Genomic DNA, 18,509 nt, shown 5'->3' with positions numbered 1-18,509 from the left:
CGGACGGGACACCTGTGCGGCTAGACGATATCGCGTCCGAAGGGGCGGCATGTTACGGGAGGGCGGCTTCCCCGGGCCAATCGACCCACCGGTTCGCGTCACGGGTGGGCGTGAACGGCCGGGCGGGGTAGGGAAAGGGGAAGTCCGGGTATCCGTCGGCCGGGTCGATGCCCGATCATGGACCGGCGGATCGTCAGACCGCCGCACGGAGGCAGGGGGAGAGGACTGGATGGTCTCGATCTGGGAGTACCTGCGCGGGGACAAGAGCTACACCTTCGACAACCCGGGCGCGCAGCACAAGGTCACACTCACCAAGTCGGCGCCGCAGCACGCGATCACCGGCTCCGCCGCCACCACCGGCTACCTCTACGTCAACCTGCACTGGACCACGCGCTCGGGCGCCGTCCGGCCGGGCACCCGGGACACCCTCAAGCGGTTCTTCAGCCCGCGGATCCTCAGGCCGCAGGACCCCGACTCGCCGGGGAGCAACGAGCAGCTGAACGTCGACCTCGACCTCGCCTGCATGTACGAACTCTCCGACGGCACCCGGGGCGTGGTGCAGCCGCTCGGTGAACTCTTCGGCGACCTGCGCGAACCTCCGTACATCAAGCTCAGCGGCGACGACCAGTACGGGGCGCCCTCCGGCGAGACGATGTACGTCAACCTGGAGAAGAAGGACAAGTTCAAGCGGCTGCTGATCTTCGTCTACATCTACGACGGCACCCCGGCCTTCGAGCAGACCCACGCGGTGATAACGATCGTGCCGCAGACCGGGCCGCGGATCGAGATCAAGCTGGACGAGCGGGCCCGGGCGGCGCGCTCCTGCGCGGTGGTGCTGATCGAGAACGGCGGGGACAACCAGCTGACGGTGCGCCGCGAGGTGCGGTACGTCAACGGGTTCCAGGCGGACATCGACCGGCTGTACGGCTTCGGGATGCAGTGGCAGCGGGGGTACAAGGGGCAGCAGCCGGGCGGCCGGGACTGAGTCCGGGGGCTCGGCGCGGGGGCGGGGGCGTGGGTTTGCGGCGGGGCGGGGGTTCCGGCGGGGCCGTGGTGCTTCGGCGGCGGCCCCGCCGGGGTCGGCTCAGTGCGGCTGGAACTGCGGGCCCTGCGGGGGCAGCGCGAACTCCTCGGCGGCCGGTGCCGGGGGCTGCGGCGGGACGGGCGGCTGCTGGCCGGTGCCCGGCTGTTGCTGCGGGTAGCCGTAACCGCCCGGGTGCTGCTGCGGGGGGACGGCCTGCGGCGGCTGCTGCGGGTAGCCGTACCCGGTGCCCGGCTGGGGCTGGGGTTGCGGAGGGTACGGCTGGTTGGGCTGGGGGTAGCCGTAGCCGGTCGTGGGCGGTGGCTGCTGCGGGTAGCCGTACCCGGTGCCGGGCTGGGGGTAGCCGTAGCCGCCCGGCTGGGTGCCCGGCTGCTGGGTGCCCGGGTGGTGGGTGCCCGGGTGGTGGGTCGGCGGTGCGGGCGGGGCCGGCGGGAGGTTCGGGGGCATGGTGGGCGGGGCCACCGGTGGGGGCGGGGTCGACGGCGCGGCGGGCGGCGGGGTCGACGGGCCGTTCGCCGCGGCCGGTGCGGTCGCGGGCTGGGCAGGGGCCGGGGGCTGCGGGACGGCCGGGCTCAGGGTGAAGGTGCCGGGCTCGGGCCGGGCCTCGGAGCGCGGGTCGGCCAGCGGGGTGGCGCGGGGGTCGACCGCGCCGGCGGGGGTGGCGGTGGAGGCGGGTGCCGGGGCCGGTGAGGCCTGGGGCGCGGCCGGGTCCACGGCCTCGTCGTCGACGGTGATCCCGAAGTCGGTGGCCAGGCCGATCAGCCCCGAGGTGTAGCCCTGGCCGATGGCCCGGAACTTCCAGGTGCCGTTGCGCCGGTACAGCTCGCCCGCGACCAGGGCGGACACGTTCTCGGCGTCCACGATCGCGAACTCCGCCAGTGGCGTGGCCCCGTCACCGGTCGCGGCGTCGAACAGCAGCAGCCGCAGCCCCGGGACGGCGCGGAACGGGCCGCCCTCCGAGGAGCCGGCCAGCACCACCCGGTCCACCCCGGCGGGCAGCTTGGCGAGTTCCACCTCGACCGTGTCGATGATCTCGGTGCCGCCGGCGGTGTGCTGCTTGGGCAGGTGGCGCACCAGGCCGGAGGGGTGGCGCGGCTGGTTGTAGAAGACGAAGTCGGCGTCCGAACGGACCTTGCCGTTGGCGCCGAGCAGCAGCGCGGACGCGTCCACGTCCGGCGCACCGGGCGTGGCGCTCCAGCGCAGCACGGCGCGGACCGCCGCCGCCGGCAGTGCGATGTTGGCGCCCTTGGCCATCACGTGCGTCATAGCGGACCATCCTGCCCGTTCGCCACCCCTTCGGACAACGTGACCGGGACCGTCGGCGCGGGGGCGGACTTTGCCAAGACTTGCGTCGGATCGAGGTTTGCGCTGGGTCTCTCCGTGACCGGCGGGTGGTCCGTTCGCGCCGGGTCGTCGCCCGGCGGATGATCGTTCCGAGTGGGCCGGGCGGCCGCCGGATGTTCCGGGAGTTCAGTGCCCCGGCGTCGGAATCGGCCGGAATCCGTCCGTACGATGGGCCTTCGAACAGGCCCCCGGGGGCCGGCGGAGGGGAGTCCGCCGGTGGTGCGTGCAGGCGGAACCGCGGGCCGGAGGCCGTCCGTCCGGCCAGCCCGCCGTCCAGCCCCGAGGAGGGCACCATGCGCCATTTCGGCCACCTCGCCGACGACGTCCGTGCCCGGCTGTTCGTGGAGCAGCCGCGGACGTTCACCGCGCGGAGCGAGCCCGCGGTGCTCGCCACCGCCCTCGGCGGCACCCTCTACAGCCCCGCGACCAGGCCCGCACTGGCCGCCGACATCCGGAAGCAGGCGGCGCGGGGCGTGGTGTCGATGGTGCTCTGCCTGGAGGACGCGATCGCCGACCACGAGGTGGACGCGGGCGAGCGGAACCTGGTCGAGCAGATGACAGATCTGGTCAATGATTTCACCGACTGCACACAGAGCCATCCACTTCTCTTCATCAGGGTTCGCACGGCCGAGCAGATCCTCGACCTGGCCGAACGGCTCGGCCCGGCCGCCGGGCTGCTGAGCGGCTTCGTCCTGCCCAAGTTCACCCCGCGGAACGGCGGCGCCTACCTGGCCGCGCTCGCCGCCGCCGAGGCCGCCACCGGACGGCGGCTGTTCGCCATGCCCGTCCTGGAGTCGCCCGAACTCGCCCACCTGGAGACCAGGCGCGAGCAGCTCTTCGGCATCGCCGAACTGCTCGCCGAGCACCGCGAACGGGTGCTCGCCGTCCGGCTCGGCGTCACCGACCTGTGCTCCGCCTACGGGCTGCGGCGCTCGGCCGACCTCACCGCGTACGACGTGGCCCTGGTCGCGGCCGCGATCGGCGACGTGGTCAACGTGCTCGGCCGGGCCGACGGCACCGGGTACACCGTGACCGGGCCGGTCTGGGAGTACTTCCCGGTGCAGGAGCGGATGTTCAAGCCCCAGCTGCGCCGCACCCCGTTCGCGGCGACCGCCGGCACCGCCCGGGCCACCGGCGAGGAGGTCCGCCGCCGGATCATCGAGCACGACCTGGACGGGCTCATCCGCGAGGTCGAACTCGACCGTGCCAACGGTCTGTTGGGCAAGACCTGCATCCACCCCAGCCATGTCCCGGCCGTGCACGCGCTCTCCGTGGTCACGCACGAGGAGTACTGCGACGCCCGCGACATCCTCCGGCAGGAGCAGGGCGGCGGCGGGGTACTCCGCTCGGCGTACACGAACAAGATGAACGAGGCCCGGCCGCACCGCGCCTGGGCGGAGCGGGTGCTCCTACGGGCGGAGGTCTTCGGGGTGGCCCGGGAGGACGTGAGCTTCGCGGAGCTGCTGTCGGCCTGCCTGTGCGGCTGACGCCCTGACTGACACGCGAGATCCGAACGACCAGCACCACCGAAAGCGGGACCAGCAGTGAAGAGAGCAGAGACGACGGCCGGGGCGGGAGTGGGCGCGGGAGTGGGCGCGGGATCGGGAGTGGGAGCGGTTGGTTTGGCGGCGGCTGCGTTGGCGGCCTCGGCTTCGGCCTCGACCTCTACTTCGGCTTCGGCTTCGGCCTCTACTTCGGCCTCGGCTTCGGTTCTGGCCAAGGCGGGTTCGGCCGTGGGGCGGGGACGGGCCGGCGCGCCGGAGGGCGGGTGGACCGGGCGCTGGGTCTCCGAACGGGCCGGGATCGCGCTGACCGGGTCGGAGCGGCTGCCCGAGCTCGTCGGCCTGGCCCTGCGGTCCGGCAACCCCAAGCGCGCCCACCTGCTGGTCTCCAGCGTGCTCGGCAAGCACGTCCCGCAGCGGCCCGCCGTCGTGCACGGCGCCGGGCTCGAACTCGGCCGCCGGGTGCGGGAACTGCTCGGCCCCGCGGCGGCCGCCCGGGCCGTCGTGCTCGGCTACGCGGAGACGGCCACCGGCCTGGGCCACAGTGTTGCCGACGGCCTCGACGCCCCGTGCCTGCACTCCACCCGCCGCCCCGTCCCCGGGATACCCCCGCTCGGCGGCTTCGAGGAGGAGCACTCCCATGCCACCGGGCACCTGCTGCTCCCCGCCGACCCCGAACTCCTGGCGGGCGACGGGCCGTTGGTGCTGGTGGACGACGAACTCTCGACCGGCCGGACCGTCCTCAACACCATGCGTGAACTGCATCGACGCCACCCGCGCGACCACTACGTGGCGGTCGCCCTGGTCGACCTGCGTTCGGCCGAGGACCGGCGGCGGCTCGCCGCGGCCGCCGCCGAACTCGGCGCCCGGCTGGACGTGGTGGCCACCGCGAGCGGCGGCGTCGACCTGCCCGAGGACATCGTGGCGCGGGCCGAGCGGCTGATCGCCGCCGTCCCCCCGGCCGCCCTGCCCTCGGCCGTCGAGCCCGCCCCGCTGGTCCGGGTCGAGCTGGACTGGCCCGCCGGGCTGCCGGACGGGGGCCGGCACGGCTTCACGGCGCAGGACCGCGAGCGCCTCGACGCCGTACTGCCTTCGCTGGCCCGGCAGTTGGCGGAGGCGCTGGCGGGTGCGGGTGCGGGTGCGGGTGCGGGTGCGGGCGCCGGTGCGGGCGAGGGCGCGGGCGAGGGCGCCGGTGCGGGCGCGGGTGCTTCGGCGAACGCTGAGGGTGCCGAGGGTTCGGCGGCGGGCGCCGAGGGGTCGGCGGCGGTGGATAGGGAGCGCGCTGCGGAGCAGGTCCTGGTCCTCGGCGTCGAGGAGCTGATGTACGCGCCGCTGCGGCTGGCCGAGGCGCTCGCCCAGCGGCTCGGCGGCGACCGCGTCCGCTACTCCACCACCACTCGCTCGCCCGTCCTCGCCGTCGACGACCCTGGCTACGCCATCCGTACCCGGCTGGTCTTCCCGGCCCACGACGACCCGCAGGACGACGGCTCGCGCGACCGCTACGTCTACAACGTCGCCCCCGGCGCCGACGGGGCCCGCCGCTTCGACGCCGTGGTGCTGGTGGTGGACGACGTGGCCGACACCCCGGCCCTGCACCAGGGGGAGTACGCGCTGCTGCGCCAGCTGCGGCAGGTCACCGGCCGGGTGGTCCTCGCCGTACTCCCCTCGCACCGCCCGGCGCTGCCCACCCCGCTGTACGGGCCGGAGTTCTCCTCCTACCGGCCGGAGGAGGTCGCCTGGCTGCTCAAGGACCTCTCCGACGTGCCGCTGGAGGCCCCGACCGAGGAGCGGGAGGAGGCCGTCCAGCAGGGCGGCGCGCACTACGCCGAGTCGCTGCCGGTCGAGTACCGGCCCAGCCCCGAGTACCAGGAGCTGTTCCACCAGGCGCTGCGCGGCTCGGCCCGCCGGATGGCGCTCGCCGTCGGCACCGTCGCCGAGACCCTGCTGCGCGAGCGCGGGCCCGGCCTGGTGCTCGCCTCGCTGGCCAGGGCCGGGACGCCGGTCGGCATCCTGGTCCGCCGCTGGCTGGCCTTCGCCCACGGCCTGTCCGTCCCGCACTATGCGGTGTCGATCGTCCGCGGCCGCGGCATCGACCGGGTCGCCCTGCGCTACCTGGCGGCCCACCACCGGGCGTCCGACGTGGTGTTCGTGGACGGCTGGACCGGCAAGGGCGCGATCACCCGCGAACTCACCGACGCGCTGGCCGGCACCGGCTTCGACCCGGACCTCGCGGTGCTCGCCGACCCGGGCCGCTGTGTCCGGACGTACGGCACCCGGGACGACTTCCTGATCCCCTCCGCCTGCCTCAACTCCACGGTGTCCGGGCTGGTTTCGCGCACCGTGCTGCGGGCCGGGCTGATCGGCCCCGGGGACTTCCACGGCGCCAAGCACTACGCCGAACTCGCGGGCGGGGACGTCTCGGAGGCCTTCCTGGCCGCGGTCGCCGCCCACTTCGGCGAGGTCCGCGCCCTGGCGGTCGAGGAGGCCGACCGGCTGGCCGCCGCTCCGGACCGCACACCCGACTGGGCCGGCTGGGCCGCCGTCGAGCGGATCAGTGCGGAGTACGGCATCGGCAACGTCAACCTGGTGAAGCCCGGGGTCGGCGAGACCACCCGGGTGCTGCTGCGCCGGGTGCCCTGGCGGGTGCTGGCCCGGCGCGGCGCCGGGGCCGACCTCGACCACGTGCGACTGCTCGCCGCCCAACGCGGCGTTCCGGTCGAGGAGGTGGACGGGCTGCCGTACAGCTGCGTGGGCCTCATCCACCCCCGCTACAGTCGGGGCGCGACGGGGGAGAGCGGACGGGCCGTGCGGGGGAGGGAGTCCTGATGGGTGCTGTCGACGGTTCGGACGGCGGCTCGGGAGACGTGGGCGGCGTGGGCGGCCCGGGCGGCGTGCTGGTCGCCAGCGACCTGGACCGTACGCTCATCTACTCCGAGCGGGCCCTGGCCCTGGACGGCCCCGACCGGCTCGCGCCCCGGCTGCTCTGCGTCGAGGTGCTGGACGGGCGACCGCTGTCCTTCCTGACCGAGCGGGCCGCCGTGCTGCTGGCCGAACTGGGCCGCCGGGCCCGCTTCGTACCCGCCACCACCCGGACCGTCGAGCAGTACCGGCGGGTCAACCTGCCCGGCCCGCAGCCGACTTACGCCATCTGTGCGAACGGCGGGCAGCTACTGGTGGACGGCGAACCGGACCGCGACTGGCGCCGCGAGATCACCGCGCGGATCGCCGCCGGCGCGGCCCCGCTGGACGAGGTGGTGAGCCGGCTCGCCCTGAGCGCCGACCCGGAGTGGACGCGCAAACGGCGCGTCGCCGACGAGCAGTTCGCCTACCTGGTGGTCGACCGCGACCGGCTGCCCGCCGGCTGGCTGCCCGAGTTGACCGGCTGGTGCGCCGAACGCGGCTGGCGGGTCTCGCTGCAGGGCCGCAAGGTGTACGCCGTGCCGCGGCAGCTCACCAAGAGCGCCGCGCTCGCCGAGGCCGTCCGGCGCAGCGGCGCGGGCACCGTCCTGGCGGCCGGCGACTCCCTGCTGGACGCCGACCTGCTGCTCGCCGCCGACGCCGGGTGGCGGCCCGGGCACGGCGAACTGGCCGACGGCGGCTGGACGGCCCCCGGCGTCACCGCCCTGGCGGAGGTGGGGGTGGCGGCCGGGGAGGAGATCGTCCGCCGGTTCCTGGCTGCCGCCGCGGCTGCCGCAGTCGTCCCTGTCGCTCCTGCGGTCCCCGGCGCCCCTGCGGTCCCTATCGCCCCTGCCGTCTCCGGTTAGCCGCAGCACCCGCCGCCGCAGCAGCCGCCCCCGCCCCCGCCCGGGGCCTGCTGCGGCGCGCCGCCGGCCGAACCGGTGACGGCGACGGTGGACAGCAGCTTCACGGTGTCCGGGTGGCCCTGCGGGCAGACGGCGGGGTCGTTGGCCTGCGCCATCGGGCGGCGGAGCTCGAAGGTGGCTCCGCAGGAGCGGCAGCGGAAGTCGTAGCGTGGCATACCGGCAGGGTACCGACCGTGCTCAGCGGTGCTGGCCCAGATCGCCGCGGATCATGCCGATCACCCGCGCCGCCGTCTCCCGCACCGCCGCCAGCTCCGTCAGGAAGTACCAGTAGTCGGGGTGCCGGCCCGCCGCCTGGAGGGTCTCCACCGCGCGGTCCAGCCGGGCCACCGCCTCGTCCAGCGGGGCGGCGTGCCGAGGGTCCGGCGCGGTGCGGCCCGCCATCGCCAGGCGCTGGGCGTCCCGGACGGCGAAGCGGGCGCGCTCCACCTCTCGGTTCGGGTCGTGCTGCACCTCGTTCAGCTGCCGCAGCCGGTTGTTCACGGCCTGCACCGAGCCGTCCGCGGTGTCCAGCAGCGCGCGGACCGTGCCGATCGCGGCCGTGGCGTCCGCCCACCGCTGCTCGTCCCGGGCCCGGGCGGCCTCGGCGAGCTTGCGTTCGGCGGCCCGGCCCGACTCGGCGACCTGCTCGGGCACCCGCTGGAGGTCCTGCCAGCAGGCCGTACTGAACCGGCGGCGCAGCTCGCTCAGCGCCGGATCGACCGTCGCCGCCTTGGTCTCCAGCGCCTGGATCCGGGTCCGCAGACTGGACACCCGCCGGTCCAGCTCCCGGGCCCGCTCGGGCAACTGGGCGGCTTCGGCGGTGATCGCCTCCGCGCGCCGCCGCACCTCGTCGGCCCGGTGCAGGGTGGCCGCCACGCCGTGCCGGGCCGCCCCCTCGTTCAGCCGCCCCAGCTCCGGCGCCAGCTCGGCCAGCCGGGCCGCCAGGTCGTCCGCCCGCAGCCCGGCGCCGCGCACCCGGTCCAGTGCGGTGGTCGCCTCCAGCAGCGCGCGCTTGGCCTGCTCGACGGCCGGCGTGACCCGCATCAGCTGCTGCTCGGCGTGCTGCACGGTCGGCTGCAGGCGGCGCAGGAAGTCGGTCAGCTCGGCGCGGGCCGAGCGGAGCTGGCCCTGCACGTCCGTCAGCAACCGCCGGGCCTGGGCCGCCGAACCGGCGTCCAGGGCCTCGTTGTCCAGGTCATGGGCGTCGAGCGCGGCCAGGTAGTTCACCGTGACCTGCTCGACCCGGCCGGAGATCGCCGGCAGCTCGGCCAACGCCCGCTGCGCCGCCGGCCCCTCCTCGGCCGCCCGGACGGTCTCCACCGCCAGCTGCAGCTCGCGCTGCGTCTCGTCCAGCTCGTAGAACGCCTCCTGCGCCGCGGCCCGCGCGTCCCTGGCCTCCGCCCGCACCCCGTCCCCGGCACCCCGCCGGCCCCACCAGCCGCCACTACCAGCCGAGGCCAGCCCGACCGCCCCCAACGCACCCGCCAGCACCACCGGCAACACCAGCGCGTCACCCAGCGCACTCCCCGCCCGACGCGACCCCCGCCGCCCGCTCCCGCCGGCCACCGCCACTGCGCGCTCCCTGCTCCGACCCGCTGATCCGCGCCCCATTCTCCCCGATTCCCCCACACCCGGGGAGCCCCCTCCCTCCCGCCCACCACCGCCCACACCACACCACCCCTCCGGACCAGGTACCCTAGGCACTCGTCGTACGCCCGAAGGGCCACGACCGGGGGCGCGTAGCTCAGTGGTAGAGCGCTGCTCTTACAAAGCAGATGTCGGCGGTTCGAAACCGTCCGCGCCCACAGATGAGAAGGGCCAGTTCGGAGGCAGGATCCTCCCGAACTGGCCCTTGATCGTTTCCGGGGTCCTACCCGTCCCGTGCCACCCGCGTGCCAGATGCCCCGACGCCCGGAGCGCGATGCCAGGTTGTTGTCGGTGTGGCGGACATCGTGGAAATGGGCTCACTGGTCGCCGACGCGGGGCAGCGTGCTTGTCGACTATGGCCGGCGGATAGTGGCTGGACGTGACCGATGACCAGAAGAAACGGATACGTGCCCTAGTTATAAAACTGCCGGACGTTGGTGACACATGGATCTCCGACTGCGACGGAGTCCTGCCATGCCCCCTTCACCGCAACAGCAGCAGGACCGCCAGGCCCAGCGACGCCTGGCGGTCCTGAGACACGCCGCGGAGGTCACCGGGAACGTCTCGCTGACCTGCCGGTACTACGGGATCAGCCGCAACTGCTTCTACAGGTAGCAGCGGCGCTACCAGGAGGAAGGCATCGAGGGCCTGCGCGACCGCTCCAGCGCGCCGCACCACAGCCCGAACGCCACCGACGCCGACGTCGTTAACAAGATCGTCTACCTGCGGCAGAACTACCACTTCGGCCCGATGAAGATCCAGATGTACCTGAAGCGGTACCACGACATCGACATCGCCTGCTCCGTCGTCTACCGCATCCTCAAGAGGTTGGGCCTGAACCGGCTGCCCTCCTCTCAGCGCTACAAGCGCCACGACCGGCGCCACACCCGATACGAGAAGCAGCTGCCCGGCAACCGCGTCCAGATCGACGTCAAGTTCATCGAACCGATCGGCGTTCCGGCTCAAACCGCGCCCCAAGGGCTGGCCCCGGTCACCGGCACGGCTCCCAAGACCCGCCGTCGGGCGAAGTACTACCAGTTCACCGCGATCGACGACTGCACCCGACTGCGCGTCCTGCGGATCTACCCGCGGTGCGACCAGAAGACCGCCGTCCAGTTCCTGACTACGTCCTGGAGCGGCTGCCGTTCCGTGTCGAGGTCATCCAGACGGACAACGGCGCCGAGTTCCAGTCCGCCTTCCACTGGCACGTGCTCGACAAGGGCATCGCCCACACGTACATCAAGCCGGCATCCCCCCACCTCAACGGCAAGGTCGAACGCTCACACCGTATCGACGGCGAGGAGTTCTACCGCATGCTCGCCGGTGTCGTCGTCGACGACACCGGCGTCCTGAACGACAAGCTCCGAGAATGGGAGGACTACTACAACTTCCACCGCCCGCACGGCGCTCTCGGCGGCCAGACGCCCTACGAACGCCTCAAGCAGAAGACCGAGACCCACATGTAACCGAGCTCCGGAAGATGCACACCTAGGTCAAGGGCGCGTGCCCTGTGCGCGCCGCTGCCCCGCCCCGGGCGGCCGACGCCGGGCGTGCGGGCTGGCGCCCGGTCCCGGCGCGTCCACCTGGACAGGGGCAACAGGGCGGCTGGGGCGGGCGGCTCGTTTAACCCACCTCTCCGGGCAGGGACCCGCGTCGAGCAAGACCGGGGGGCCACTCGGCCAAACTGCGGTCAGGCCCAAAAGCCCTGACCGAGTCGCAGCAGCTTACGGCCCCCCGATCATGCTCGACCCAAGCCCGGACAGGACACCGGCCAAAACCGCTCCACCGCCCGACCTGCAGCTGCGCGATGGTGGCAGGTCAGCTCTACTTGGCCTGGAGCAATGTTGCGATGCCCTTGATGACCAAGTCAGTGAAAGCTTGGGTTCGCACGGTATCGCGATCTAGGATTCCGTCGGATTCTGTGGCTGCCACAGCGGAATCAATGGCTGGAAGAATCGCCTGGATAAGGGCAGGCCCTTCCTGGAGGTCCCAGAGGCGATCGGAAATTCGAGCGCAATACCTTTCTAGTTCTCGGCGCCTGGTGGGAACCTCCCCCGGCTCGATATAGTGGCGAATTGCCATAAGGATTTGGTAGCGGGCGGGCTTATATCTCCCGTCCACGTATCCATTCCGGAAGAAGTATTCCAGCCTGTACGAGGCCACTGCGGCCACATAGTAGGGGTCGGGCAGGTCTCCTGCCTTGAAGATTTCACTTCCCCGGATGCGCAGCAATTCCGCGTAGTATCGCCCTGCTCGCCATGGCTCATTGAGCATCATGGCGGCATAGCTCCGCACCAACTGCGGACGGGTCACGATTCTCGTCTTCTCCAGCCCTGCGACCGCACTGTACTGCTTAGAGCGCCGTTCGTAGTAGAGGCGCTTTTCCGCTGGGTGCGCCTCGAAGAAGGCTTCCAGCTCCTTCTGCAGCACCTCTAGGGCCTTCAAGTCTTCGTCGGATACGAGCGTCTGCTTGTTTGTTGCAGCTGTTACGCTACTTGCAACGTCCTCGTCTTGAGTCACGATCAGTCGCAGTGGCACGTGAACGCCTTCGAGATTGTCCTTCTCATCGAAGAGTACGTGGCTGGTCTGGCACCCGTTCACGATCTGATAGTCACGGAGCGTAAACTTGTTGCCAACCACGCCCATTTCTCGGGCGACAATGGTGATGCCATTGTTCAGAACGACAAATCGACCGCGAGTTCGCTCCTCCTGGAGGGTGCTCCTGATTCCCCGGTTCACATCGTTGTAGTCCTGGAAATCGCGCACGTTCTCATAGAAAAGCGACTTGCGAATATTCCCATTGCTGTCACAGATTAGTCGCATGTATTCACTGGCTGCGACTGTTCCAATGTAGGACTGCTCGACGCCTTCGATCTCCGGGATTAGTACCTGGTTGGGGAACTGGAATTCCGATTCGACCGTATTTTTTGCGCTTCTATATAGGGCCTGCAGTTCTTTAGCGCCGAGGCACTCAAAGCTTACACTCCCAAAGAGATTGAGCTCTTCAAGCCTCTTGGTTGCCGCTGCGACCTTCGAGGAGAGGTGGGCGTCGCCGGTCCAGGTGCCAGTCGTTACATAGCGAAGCACCAGATCGGGAGACCCCTTTCGGAACGCAGTACTGTTCTCGTAGAGCTTGTCGACCAGGCTTTTGAAGTCCTTCAGTTCATTGCTCATTGGCAAGGTTGGACTGTCTGAAAAGAAGTCGCACAGATTGTCTGCGAGGTCGGTAATTCGAGCAGCGTCAAAGCTGCCGCTTGTCTTCGCCTGGACGATCAGAATTCGTGCTTGGAGATAGTTGTTTCGGATTCGGAGGTCGTCGATTTCTTCGGAGCCTGTGACGATATCCCCGTTGGCTACGAGCGCAGCCGCGTCAACCGCGAGGTCGTTTCCGCCCCCGGTACGCAGTTCTACGGGATCAAACTCGCCGTCGTGTTCGCTGGAGAGCACGCAATAGGCAGCGAACGCCTCAAACTGCTCTGACTGGGGCTCGTGGCCGATTTGACGCTCTTGACTAAATTCCCGCAGGAAGCTCTCGGTGATCCTGTCCACTGGTACTCCGGGCCCGTCATCGTTGGATACCTGGTGGGACGCTATCGCATCGATACGACTGATGGCGGACAGTTAGGCGTAAGACCTCTGGAGGTGCGGGTTGCACGTGCCAAAGGCGTGCCAGATCGGGCGGCACGTAGCGGTCGGTCACGGGCGCCGGCGGGGTGGTGGCCGGGGAACTGGCAGGTCAGGCGGGGTGCAGGTCGGGGCGGGTGGCGGACGCCAAGCCTTACAAAGCAGATGTCGGCGGTTCGAAACCGGCCGCGCCCACGCCGTGGGGAGCCCTGGACCGATTGTGGTCCGGGGCTTCTGGCGTTTCGGGGCGGGGCGGGTCCACCTGGGGGTGGAGGGTGGGGGTCCACCCGGGGGTGGTGGTGGGGGGTTGGGCGGCGGCGGAGTCTTGCGGGATGGGAGCTCTGCAGTCGGCAATGGGTGTGTTGACCGGGACGTGCGTGGCGATCTTCTGCGTGGCCTGGGTTGCGGGTGTCGTCTACTTCGCTGTGGTGGGGAGGTCCGGGTTCCGGGGGTGGCTGGGCGGGTTGCGCCGGTCGTTGCTGCGGCGGGTGCTGTTGGCGGTCGGGGTGTACGTGGTGCTGGCGCTGGTGGACCGGACTCAGGGGTTCTGGCGGCAGTTGCGCTACTGGCAGCCGGAACTGGCCGTGGCGGGTGGGGTGTTGGTGGTGGCGTCGACCGGGCTGCTGTTGTGGGCCCGGTGGGTGCTGGGCACGATGTGGGCGAGTGTGCCCGCCGTTCAGGAGCGGCACGAGCTGCGTACCGACGGTCCGTACGGGCTGGTGCGGCACCCCATCTACACCGGTCTGCTGGGGTTGATCGGCGGGGGGATGCCGGCGTGCGGGTTCGGGGTGTGGATCGCCTATCTGCTCGTCGTCGTTCCCTGGTTGCTGCTGAGGGTGCGGGCCGAGGACGGCATGATGGCGGGCCTGTTCGGGGCGGAGTACGAGGACTACCGGGCCCGCGTTCCGGCGCTGGTCCCGCGCGGGTTGTCCCGTTCGGGCTCGACCGGGCGCTGACGGGATCCGGGACCCGGGTGGCGGGGGCGGTGATCTTGCGTGGTAGGAGAGGCGGGTGACGAACAGGGCGTTTGATGCGGTGCTGTGTGATGTGGACGGCGTGATCCGGTTCTTCGACGGGGCCGGGGTGGCGGCGTTGGAGCGGGCGGCGGGGGTGGGGGAGGGGAGTACGGCGGCGGTCGGGTTCGCGCCGGAGAACGACCTGCCGCTGTTGCTGGGGCGGATCGGCCGGGCGGAGTGGGTGGACTCGATCGCGCGCGGGCTGGCCGGCCGGGTGTCGGAGGACGCGGCCCGGGGGTTGGCGGAGGCGTTCGCGAACTCGCCGTTCTGGGCGGACGAGGTCGTGGTGGAGCTGCTGCGGCGGGTGCGGGAGCACTGCCGGGTGGTGCTGGTGACCAATGCGACGGTGTGGCTGGACGAGGACCTGGCGCGGTTGGGGCTGACGGACCTGGCGGACGCGGTGGTGAACAGTTCCCGGGTGGGCAGTGCCAAGCCGGACCGGCGGATCTACGAGATCGCCGCGGAGCGGGCCGGGGCGAGGCCGGAGCGGTGCCTGTTCGTCGACGACCGGCGGGAGAACGTGGACGCGGCGGTGGCGCTGGGGATGACCGGGGTGCTCTACGGGGGGCCGGAGGACCTGCGACGGGCGCTGGCGCCGGTGTTGGGCCGGCCGGCCCCTGGCGGGTGGTCTTGACCTGCTCTCGGTGCTGCGCCGATGGGGTGAGTCGTACGCGCTGACGGCCGACGTCCGATGTCCGGCGGCGGGTGGCGGGGCCGGACGCGGCGGGCGAGGATCGGGGGGACCGTACGGACCCCTGGGAGTGGTGGGCGCGGATGGCGGATCAGGCGGGGGAGAGCCGGGCGGAGCTGTCGGCGCGGTTGAACTGGTTGCGGGCGGCGGTGCTCGGTGCCAACGACGGTGTGGTCTCGACGGCCGGGATCGTCACCGGTGTGGCGGGCGCGGCCGGGTCCCGCACCGCGCTGCTCGCGGCGGGGGTGGCCGGGTTGCTGGCGGGGGCGATGTCGATGGCGGTCGGCGAGTACGTCTCGGTCAGCACCCAACGGGACACCGAGCGGGCCGCGTTGGCGAAGGAGCGGCGGGAGTTGGCCGAGGACCCGGAGGGGGAGCTCGACGAACTGACCGACTACTACCGGGACAGCGGGCTGACCGACGGCCTGGCCCGGGAGGTGGCCGCGGCGCTGACCGCCCGGGACGCGCTGGCGGCCCACGCGCAGACCGAACTCGGCATCGACCCCGAGGCGTTGACCAACCCCTGGGAGGCGGCGCTGGCCAGCGCGGCCGCGTTCACGCTGGGCGCGCTGGTGCCGCTGCTGGCGGTGATGCTGCCGCCGGAGTCCTGGCGGCTGGGGGTGACGGTGGTCGCGGTGGTGCTGGCGCTGACGGTCTCGGGCTGGACGAGCGCCCGGCTCGGCGGGGCGGGGCCGGGGCGGGCGGTGGCGCGCAACGTGGCGGGCGGGCTGCTGGCGATGGCGGTGACGTACAGCGGCGGGGTGCTGCTGGACCGCCTCACCGGCTGACGTGCTCGACGTGCTCGACGGGCGGGACGGGCGGGACGGGCGGGACGGGCAGGAGGGGCGGGGCAGGCGGGACGGGCAAGAGAGGCGGGACAGGCAGGCGGGACGGCCGGCGCCCCGGGCCATGGCCCGCTCGACAGGCGGGCGGACGCGCCCTGTGTTTGTGTGACTGCAAACCGCTTGGGAGAGGTGAAGTGCCGTGACCATGCCCCCGTTCGGATCGAACGACCCGTTCTCCGACCTGCTCAGCCGGTTCTTCGGGATGAGTCCGCTGGCCTCCCCGCCCGCGGTGCAGCGGGTGCCGATCGGGAGGTTGCTCAGCGAGTCCTCCCAGGAGCTGCTGGGGCTCGCCGCGCAGCGCGCGGCCGAGGACGGCAGCAGCGACCTGGACACCGCGCACCTCGCCTGGGCGGCCACCCGGGTGGAGCCCTCGCGGCGGATGCTGGAGCGCGCGGGGATCGACCCGGACCAGCTCTCCGGTGACCTGGAGCACGTGTTGCCGGCGGGCAACCCGGAAGCGCTGGACGGACAGCCCGCGCTGACCCCCTCGGCCAAGCGCGCGCTGCTCGCCGCGCACGCCCGCTCGCAGGCGGTCGGCGCCTCGTACATCGGCCCGGAGCACATCCTCGGCGCGCTGCTGGAGCAGGAGCGGTCCGGTGCGGGGACGGCGCTGCGCAACGCGGCGCCCTCGCAGGAGTCGTTGAAGTCGGTGCTGGACGGGCGCGGCACCGGCGGCGAGCGCAGCAGCACGGGCGCGCACCCGAGCGGGACGCCGACGCTGGACGAGTACGGGCAGGACCTCACCGAGGCGGCGCGCGCGGGCCGGCTGGACCCGGTGGTGGGGCGGGCCGAGGAGATCGAGCAGACCGTGGAGATCCTCTCCCGGCGGACCAAGAACAACCCGGTGCTGATCGGCGAGCCGGGGGTCGGCAAGACCGCGATCGTCGAGGGCCTGGCCCAGCGGATCGTCTCCGGGGACGTGCCGCAGAGCTTGCGGGACAAGCGGGTGGTCGCCCTGGACCTGACCGCGCTGGTGGCCGGCTCCAAGTACCGGGGCGAGTTCGAGGAGCGCTTGAAGAAGGTGATCGACGAGGTCACGGCCGCCGAGAAGAGCGTGATCCTGTTCCTGGACGAGCTGCACACTGTGGTCGGCGCGGGCGGTGGCGGCGAGGGGTCGATGGACGCCGGCAACATCCTCAAACCGGCCCTGGCGCGCGGCGAGTTGAGCGTGGTCGGCGCGACCACCCTGGACGAGTACCGCAAGCACGTGGAGAAGGACGCCGCGCTGGAGCGCCGCTTCCAGCCGGTGCTGGTGCCGGAGCCGAGCGTCGAGGAGACGATCGAGATCCTCCAGGGGCTGCGCGACGCCTACGAGGCCCACCACCAGGTGCGGTTCGGTGACGAGGCGCTGCACGCGGCGGCGACGCTCTCCGACCGGTACGTCAGCGACCGCTTCCTGCCCGACAAGGCGATCGACCTGCTCGACCAGGCCGGTGCCCGGGTGCGGCTGCGCAGCCTCAGCGGCTCCAGCGCGGCGACCTCGGTGCAGGACCGGATCACCAAGTTGAAGCGGGAGTTGGACGAGGCCGTCGCGGACGAGGAGTTCGTGCGGGCGGCCAACCTCAAGTCCGAGCTGCGGCGGACCGAGGACGAGCTGGCGGCGATCGCCGAGTCCCGCGAGGAGGTCGTCGACGTGACCGCCGACGACATCGCGCAGGTGCTGTCCTCCCGCACCGGCATCCCGGTCGCGGAGCTGAACGCGACCGAGAAGGAGCGGCTGCTCAAGCTGGAGGACCACCTGCACGAGAAGGTGATCGGCCAGGACGAGGCGGTCACCGCCGTCGCCCAGGCGGTGCGCCGCGGCCGCGCCGGGATGGGTGACCCGGACCGTCCGACCGGCTCGTTCCTCTTCCTCGGCCCGACCGGCGTCGGCAAGACCGAGCTGGCCAAGGCCCTGGCGGCGCTGCTGTTCGGCGACCCGGACCGGATGATCCGCTTCGACATGAGCGAGTTCCAGGAGAAGCACACCGTCTCCCGGCTGGTCGGCTCCCCGCCCGGCTACGTCGGCTACGAGGAGGCGGGGCAGCTGACCGAGGCGGTCCGCCGCAAGCCGTACAGCGTGCTGCTCTTCGACGAGGTGGAGAAGGCGCACCCGGACGTCTTCAACCTGCTGCTCCAGGTGTTGGACGACGGGCGGCTGACCGACTCCCAGGGGCGTACGGTCGACTTCCGCAACACCGTGGTGATCATGACCAGCAACATCGGCTCGCAGCGGATCCTGGACCACTCCGGGAACGTCGACGAGATCCGGGACGACCTGATGCGGGACCTGCGCCGGCAGTTCCGGCCGGAGTTCCTCAACCGGATCGACGAGGTGATCGTCTTCCACGCGCTCGCCCGGGAGGACCTGCTGTCGGTGGTCGACCTGCTGCTGGAGCGCAGCCGGCGGCGGCTGCGGGCCCAGGACGTGCGGCTGGAGGTCACCGAGGCGGCCAAGGAGTACCTGGTCAACCGCGGTTACCAGCCGGAGTTCGGGGCCCGGCCGCTGCGCCGGACGATCCAGTCGGAGCTGGACAACCGGATCTCCAACCTGCTGCTGGACGGGACGGTCCGGGAGGGGGACACGCTGATCGCGGACGTCGACGACGGCGAGCTGGTGGTGACGCTGGCGCGGCCTGAGGCGTCGGCGACCTTCGCGGCGGCGGAGGAGAAGGCGCAGACGGAGGAGAAGGCGCAGGCGGAGGCGGGGGACAGCGCAGGTAGCTGACCGGTTCGGGCGTCCTCCATCGGGAGTACGCCGGAACGCCACTGGTGGAGGACGCGCGCGGGCGGCGCGCGGGTCCGGCCTTCCGGGCATGATGCCGCCCACGTCCCGACCGCCGGAGCAGGGGCCGCCCTCCCCGGGGGCGCCGCCCGAACCGTGGCGCCCGCCGTGGGCGCGGGGCCCGGTCCGGGCTGCCGGTGCCCCGGCACGCCCCAGCCCCGGGCCCGGCCACGCAGCGCCGCCCCGGTGGACACCCACCCGCGGCCCACGCCACCACGGGCCGCCCGGCCC

12 protein-coding genes, 1 tRNA gene and 1 pseudogene are annotated in these 18,509 nt (G+C 72.0%); 10 read left to right on the top strand and 4 right to left on the bottom strand.

Features of this window, described 5'->3' with window-relative positions:
* Positions 1-229: 229 nt before the first annotated feature.
* Positions 230-985, top strand: coding sequence for a Tellurium resistance (locus ABTY61_RS35855; protein WP_350509367.1), 756 nt, complete (start codon positions 230-232; stop codon positions 983-985).
* A gap of 99 nt (positions 986-1,084) precedes the next feature.
* Here ABTY61_RS35855 and ABTY61_RS35850 read toward each other — a convergent pair whose 3' ends face one another.
* Positions 1,085-2,308, bottom strand: coding sequence for a TerD family protein (locus ABTY61_RS35850; protein ID WP_350509366.1), 1,224 nt, complete (start codon positions 2,306-2,308; stop codon positions 1,085-1,087).
* Positions 2,309-2,679: 371 nt separating this feature from the next.
* Here ABTY61_RS35850 and ABTY61_RS35845 point away from each other — a divergent pair, with 371 nt between their 5' ends.
* The 3 genes from ABTY61_RS35845 to ABTY61_RS35835 all read left to right on the top strand — a co-directional run bounded on the left by ABTY61_RS35845 (position 2,680) and on the right by ABTY61_RS35835 (position 7,652).
* A complete protein-coding gene (locus ABTY61_RS35845; protein ID WP_350509365.1) occupies positions 2,680-3,873 on the top strand; it encodes an HpcH/HpaI aldolase/citrate lyase family protein in 1,194 nt (397 codons plus the stop codon).
* Positions 3,874-4,119: 246 nt separating this feature from the next.
* Positions 4,120-6,714, top strand: coding sequence for a phosphoribosyltransferase (locus ABTY61_RS35840; RefSeq protein ID WP_350509364.1), 2,595 nt, complete (start codon positions 4,120-4,122; stop codon positions 6,712-6,714).
* The gene (locus ABTY61_RS35835; protein WP_350509363.1) at positions 6,714-7,652 is read left to right on the top strand and encodes an HAD family hydrolase; all 939 of its coding nucleotides are present in this window, start codon (positions 6,714-6,716) and stop codon (positions 7,650-7,652) included. The genes ABTY61_RS35840 and ABTY61_RS35835 overlap by 1 nt, the downstream gene beginning before the upstream one ends.
* Here ABTY61_RS35835 and ABTY61_RS35830 read toward each other — a convergent pair.
* Complete coding sequence (locus ABTY61_RS35830; protein WP_350509362.1) at positions 7,649-7,867, bottom strand: FmdB family zinc ribbon protein; 219 nt, start codon at positions 7,865-7,867, stop codon at positions 7,649-7,651. The two genes, ABTY61_RS35835 and ABTY61_RS35830, sit on opposite strands and share 4 nt — an antisense overlap.
* Before the next feature lie 22 nt (positions 7,868-7,889).
* Positions 7,890-9,302, bottom strand: a complete 1,413-nt coding sequence (locus ABTY61_RS35825) for a coiled-coil domain-containing protein (protein WP_502895487.1) — start codon at positions 9,300-9,302, stop codon at positions 7,890-7,892.
* A 122-nt stretch (positions 9,303-9,424) separates the two neighbouring features.
* Here ABTY61_RS35825 and ABTY61_RS35820 point away from each other — a divergent pair.
* Positions 9,425-9,496, top strand: a tRNA-Val gene (locus tag ABTY61_RS35820).
* 316 nt (positions 9,497-9,812) lie between these two features.
* Positions 9,813-10,804 (top strand): annotated as a pseudogene (locus ABTY61_RS35815) (IS481 family transposase).
* Between the two features lie 358 nt (positions 10,805-11,162).
* Here ABTY61_RS35815 and ABTY61_RS35810 read toward each other — a convergent pair.
* The gene (locus ABTY61_RS35810; protein WP_350509360.1) at positions 11,163-12,887 is read right to left on the bottom strand and encodes an AIPR family protein; all 1,725 of its coding nucleotides are present in this window, start codon (positions 12,885-12,887) and stop codon (positions 11,163-11,165) included.
* A gap of 428 nt (positions 12,888-13,315) precedes the next feature.
* Between ABTY61_RS35810 and ABTY61_RS35805 the strand changes: the two genes are divergently transcribed.
* From ABTY61_RS35805 to ABTY61_RS35790, 4 genes are all read left to right on the top strand, one after another.
* Positions 13,316-13,918 carry a methyltransferase family protein gene (locus ABTY61_RS35805; protein WP_350509359.1) on the top strand — a complete coding sequence of 201 codons (603 nt, stop codon included), beginning with the start codon at positions 13,316-13,318 and terminating at the stop codon, positions 13,916-13,918.
* 55 nt (positions 13,919-13,973) lie between these two features.
* Entirely contained in the window at positions 13,974-14,612 is a 639-nt protein-coding gene (locus ABTY61_RS35800) for an HAD family hydrolase (RefSeq protein WP_350509358.1), read from the top strand.
* Between the two features lie 140 nt (positions 14,613-14,752).
* Positions 14,753-15,457, top strand: coding sequence for a VIT1/CCC1 transporter family protein (locus ABTY61_RS35795; protein WP_350509357.1), 705 nt, complete (start codon positions 14,753-14,755; stop codon positions 15,455-15,457).
* Between the two features lie 202 nt (positions 15,458-15,659).
* Positions 15,660-18,221 (top strand): ATP-dependent Clp protease ATP-binding subunit, encoded by a 2,562-nt coding sequence (locus ABTY61_RS35790; protein ID WP_502895488.1) that lies wholly within the window; start codon positions 15,660-15,662, stop codon positions 18,219-18,221.
* Positions 18,222-18,509: the final 288 nt, after the last annotated feature.

Source organism: Kitasatospora sp. NPDC096128, from assembly GCF_040303105.1.
Taxonomy (GTDB): domain Bacteria; phylum Actinomycetota; class Actinomycetes; order Streptomycetales; family Streptomycetaceae; genus Kitasatospora.
This window is presented reverse-complemented; position numbering and strand designations above follow the sequence as displayed.

Coding starts and splice junctions, on each gene's coding strand:
- ABTY61_RS35855 (WP_350509367.1), top strand. CDS start 230: ATGGTCTCGATCTGGGAGTACCTGCGCGGGGACAAGAGCTACACCTTC.
- ABTY61_RS35850 (WP_350509366.1), bottom strand. CDS start 2,308: ATGACGCACGTGATGGCCAAGGGCGCCAACATCGCACTGCCGGCGGCG.
- ABTY61_RS35845 (WP_350509365.1), top strand. CDS start 2,680: ATGCGCCATTTCGGCCACCTCGCCGACGACGTCCGTGCCCGGCTGTTC.
- ABTY61_RS35835 (WP_350509363.1), top strand. CDS start 6,714: ATGGGTGCTGTCGACGGTTCGGACGGCGGCTCGGGAGACGTGGGCGGC.
- ABTY61_RS35830 (WP_350509362.1), bottom strand. CDS start 7,867: ATGCCACGCTACGACTTCCGCTGCCGCTCCTGCGGAGCCACCTTCGAG.
- ABTY61_RS35825 (WP_502895487.1), bottom strand. CDS start 9,302: ATGGGGCGCGGATCAGCGGGTCGGAGCAGGGAGCGCGCAGTGGCGGTG.
- ABTY61_RS35805 (WP_350509359.1), top strand. CDS start 13,316: ATGGGTGTGTTGACCGGGACGTGCGTGGCGATCTTCTGCGTGGCCTGG.
- ABTY61_RS35795 (WP_350509357.1), top strand. CDS start 14,753: ATGGCGGATCAGGCGGGGGAGAGCCGGGCGGAGCTGTCGGCGCGGTTG.
- ABTY61_RS35790 (WP_502895488.1), top strand. CDS start 15,660: ATGCCCCCGTTCGGATCGAACGACCCGTTCTCCGACCTGCTCAGCCGG.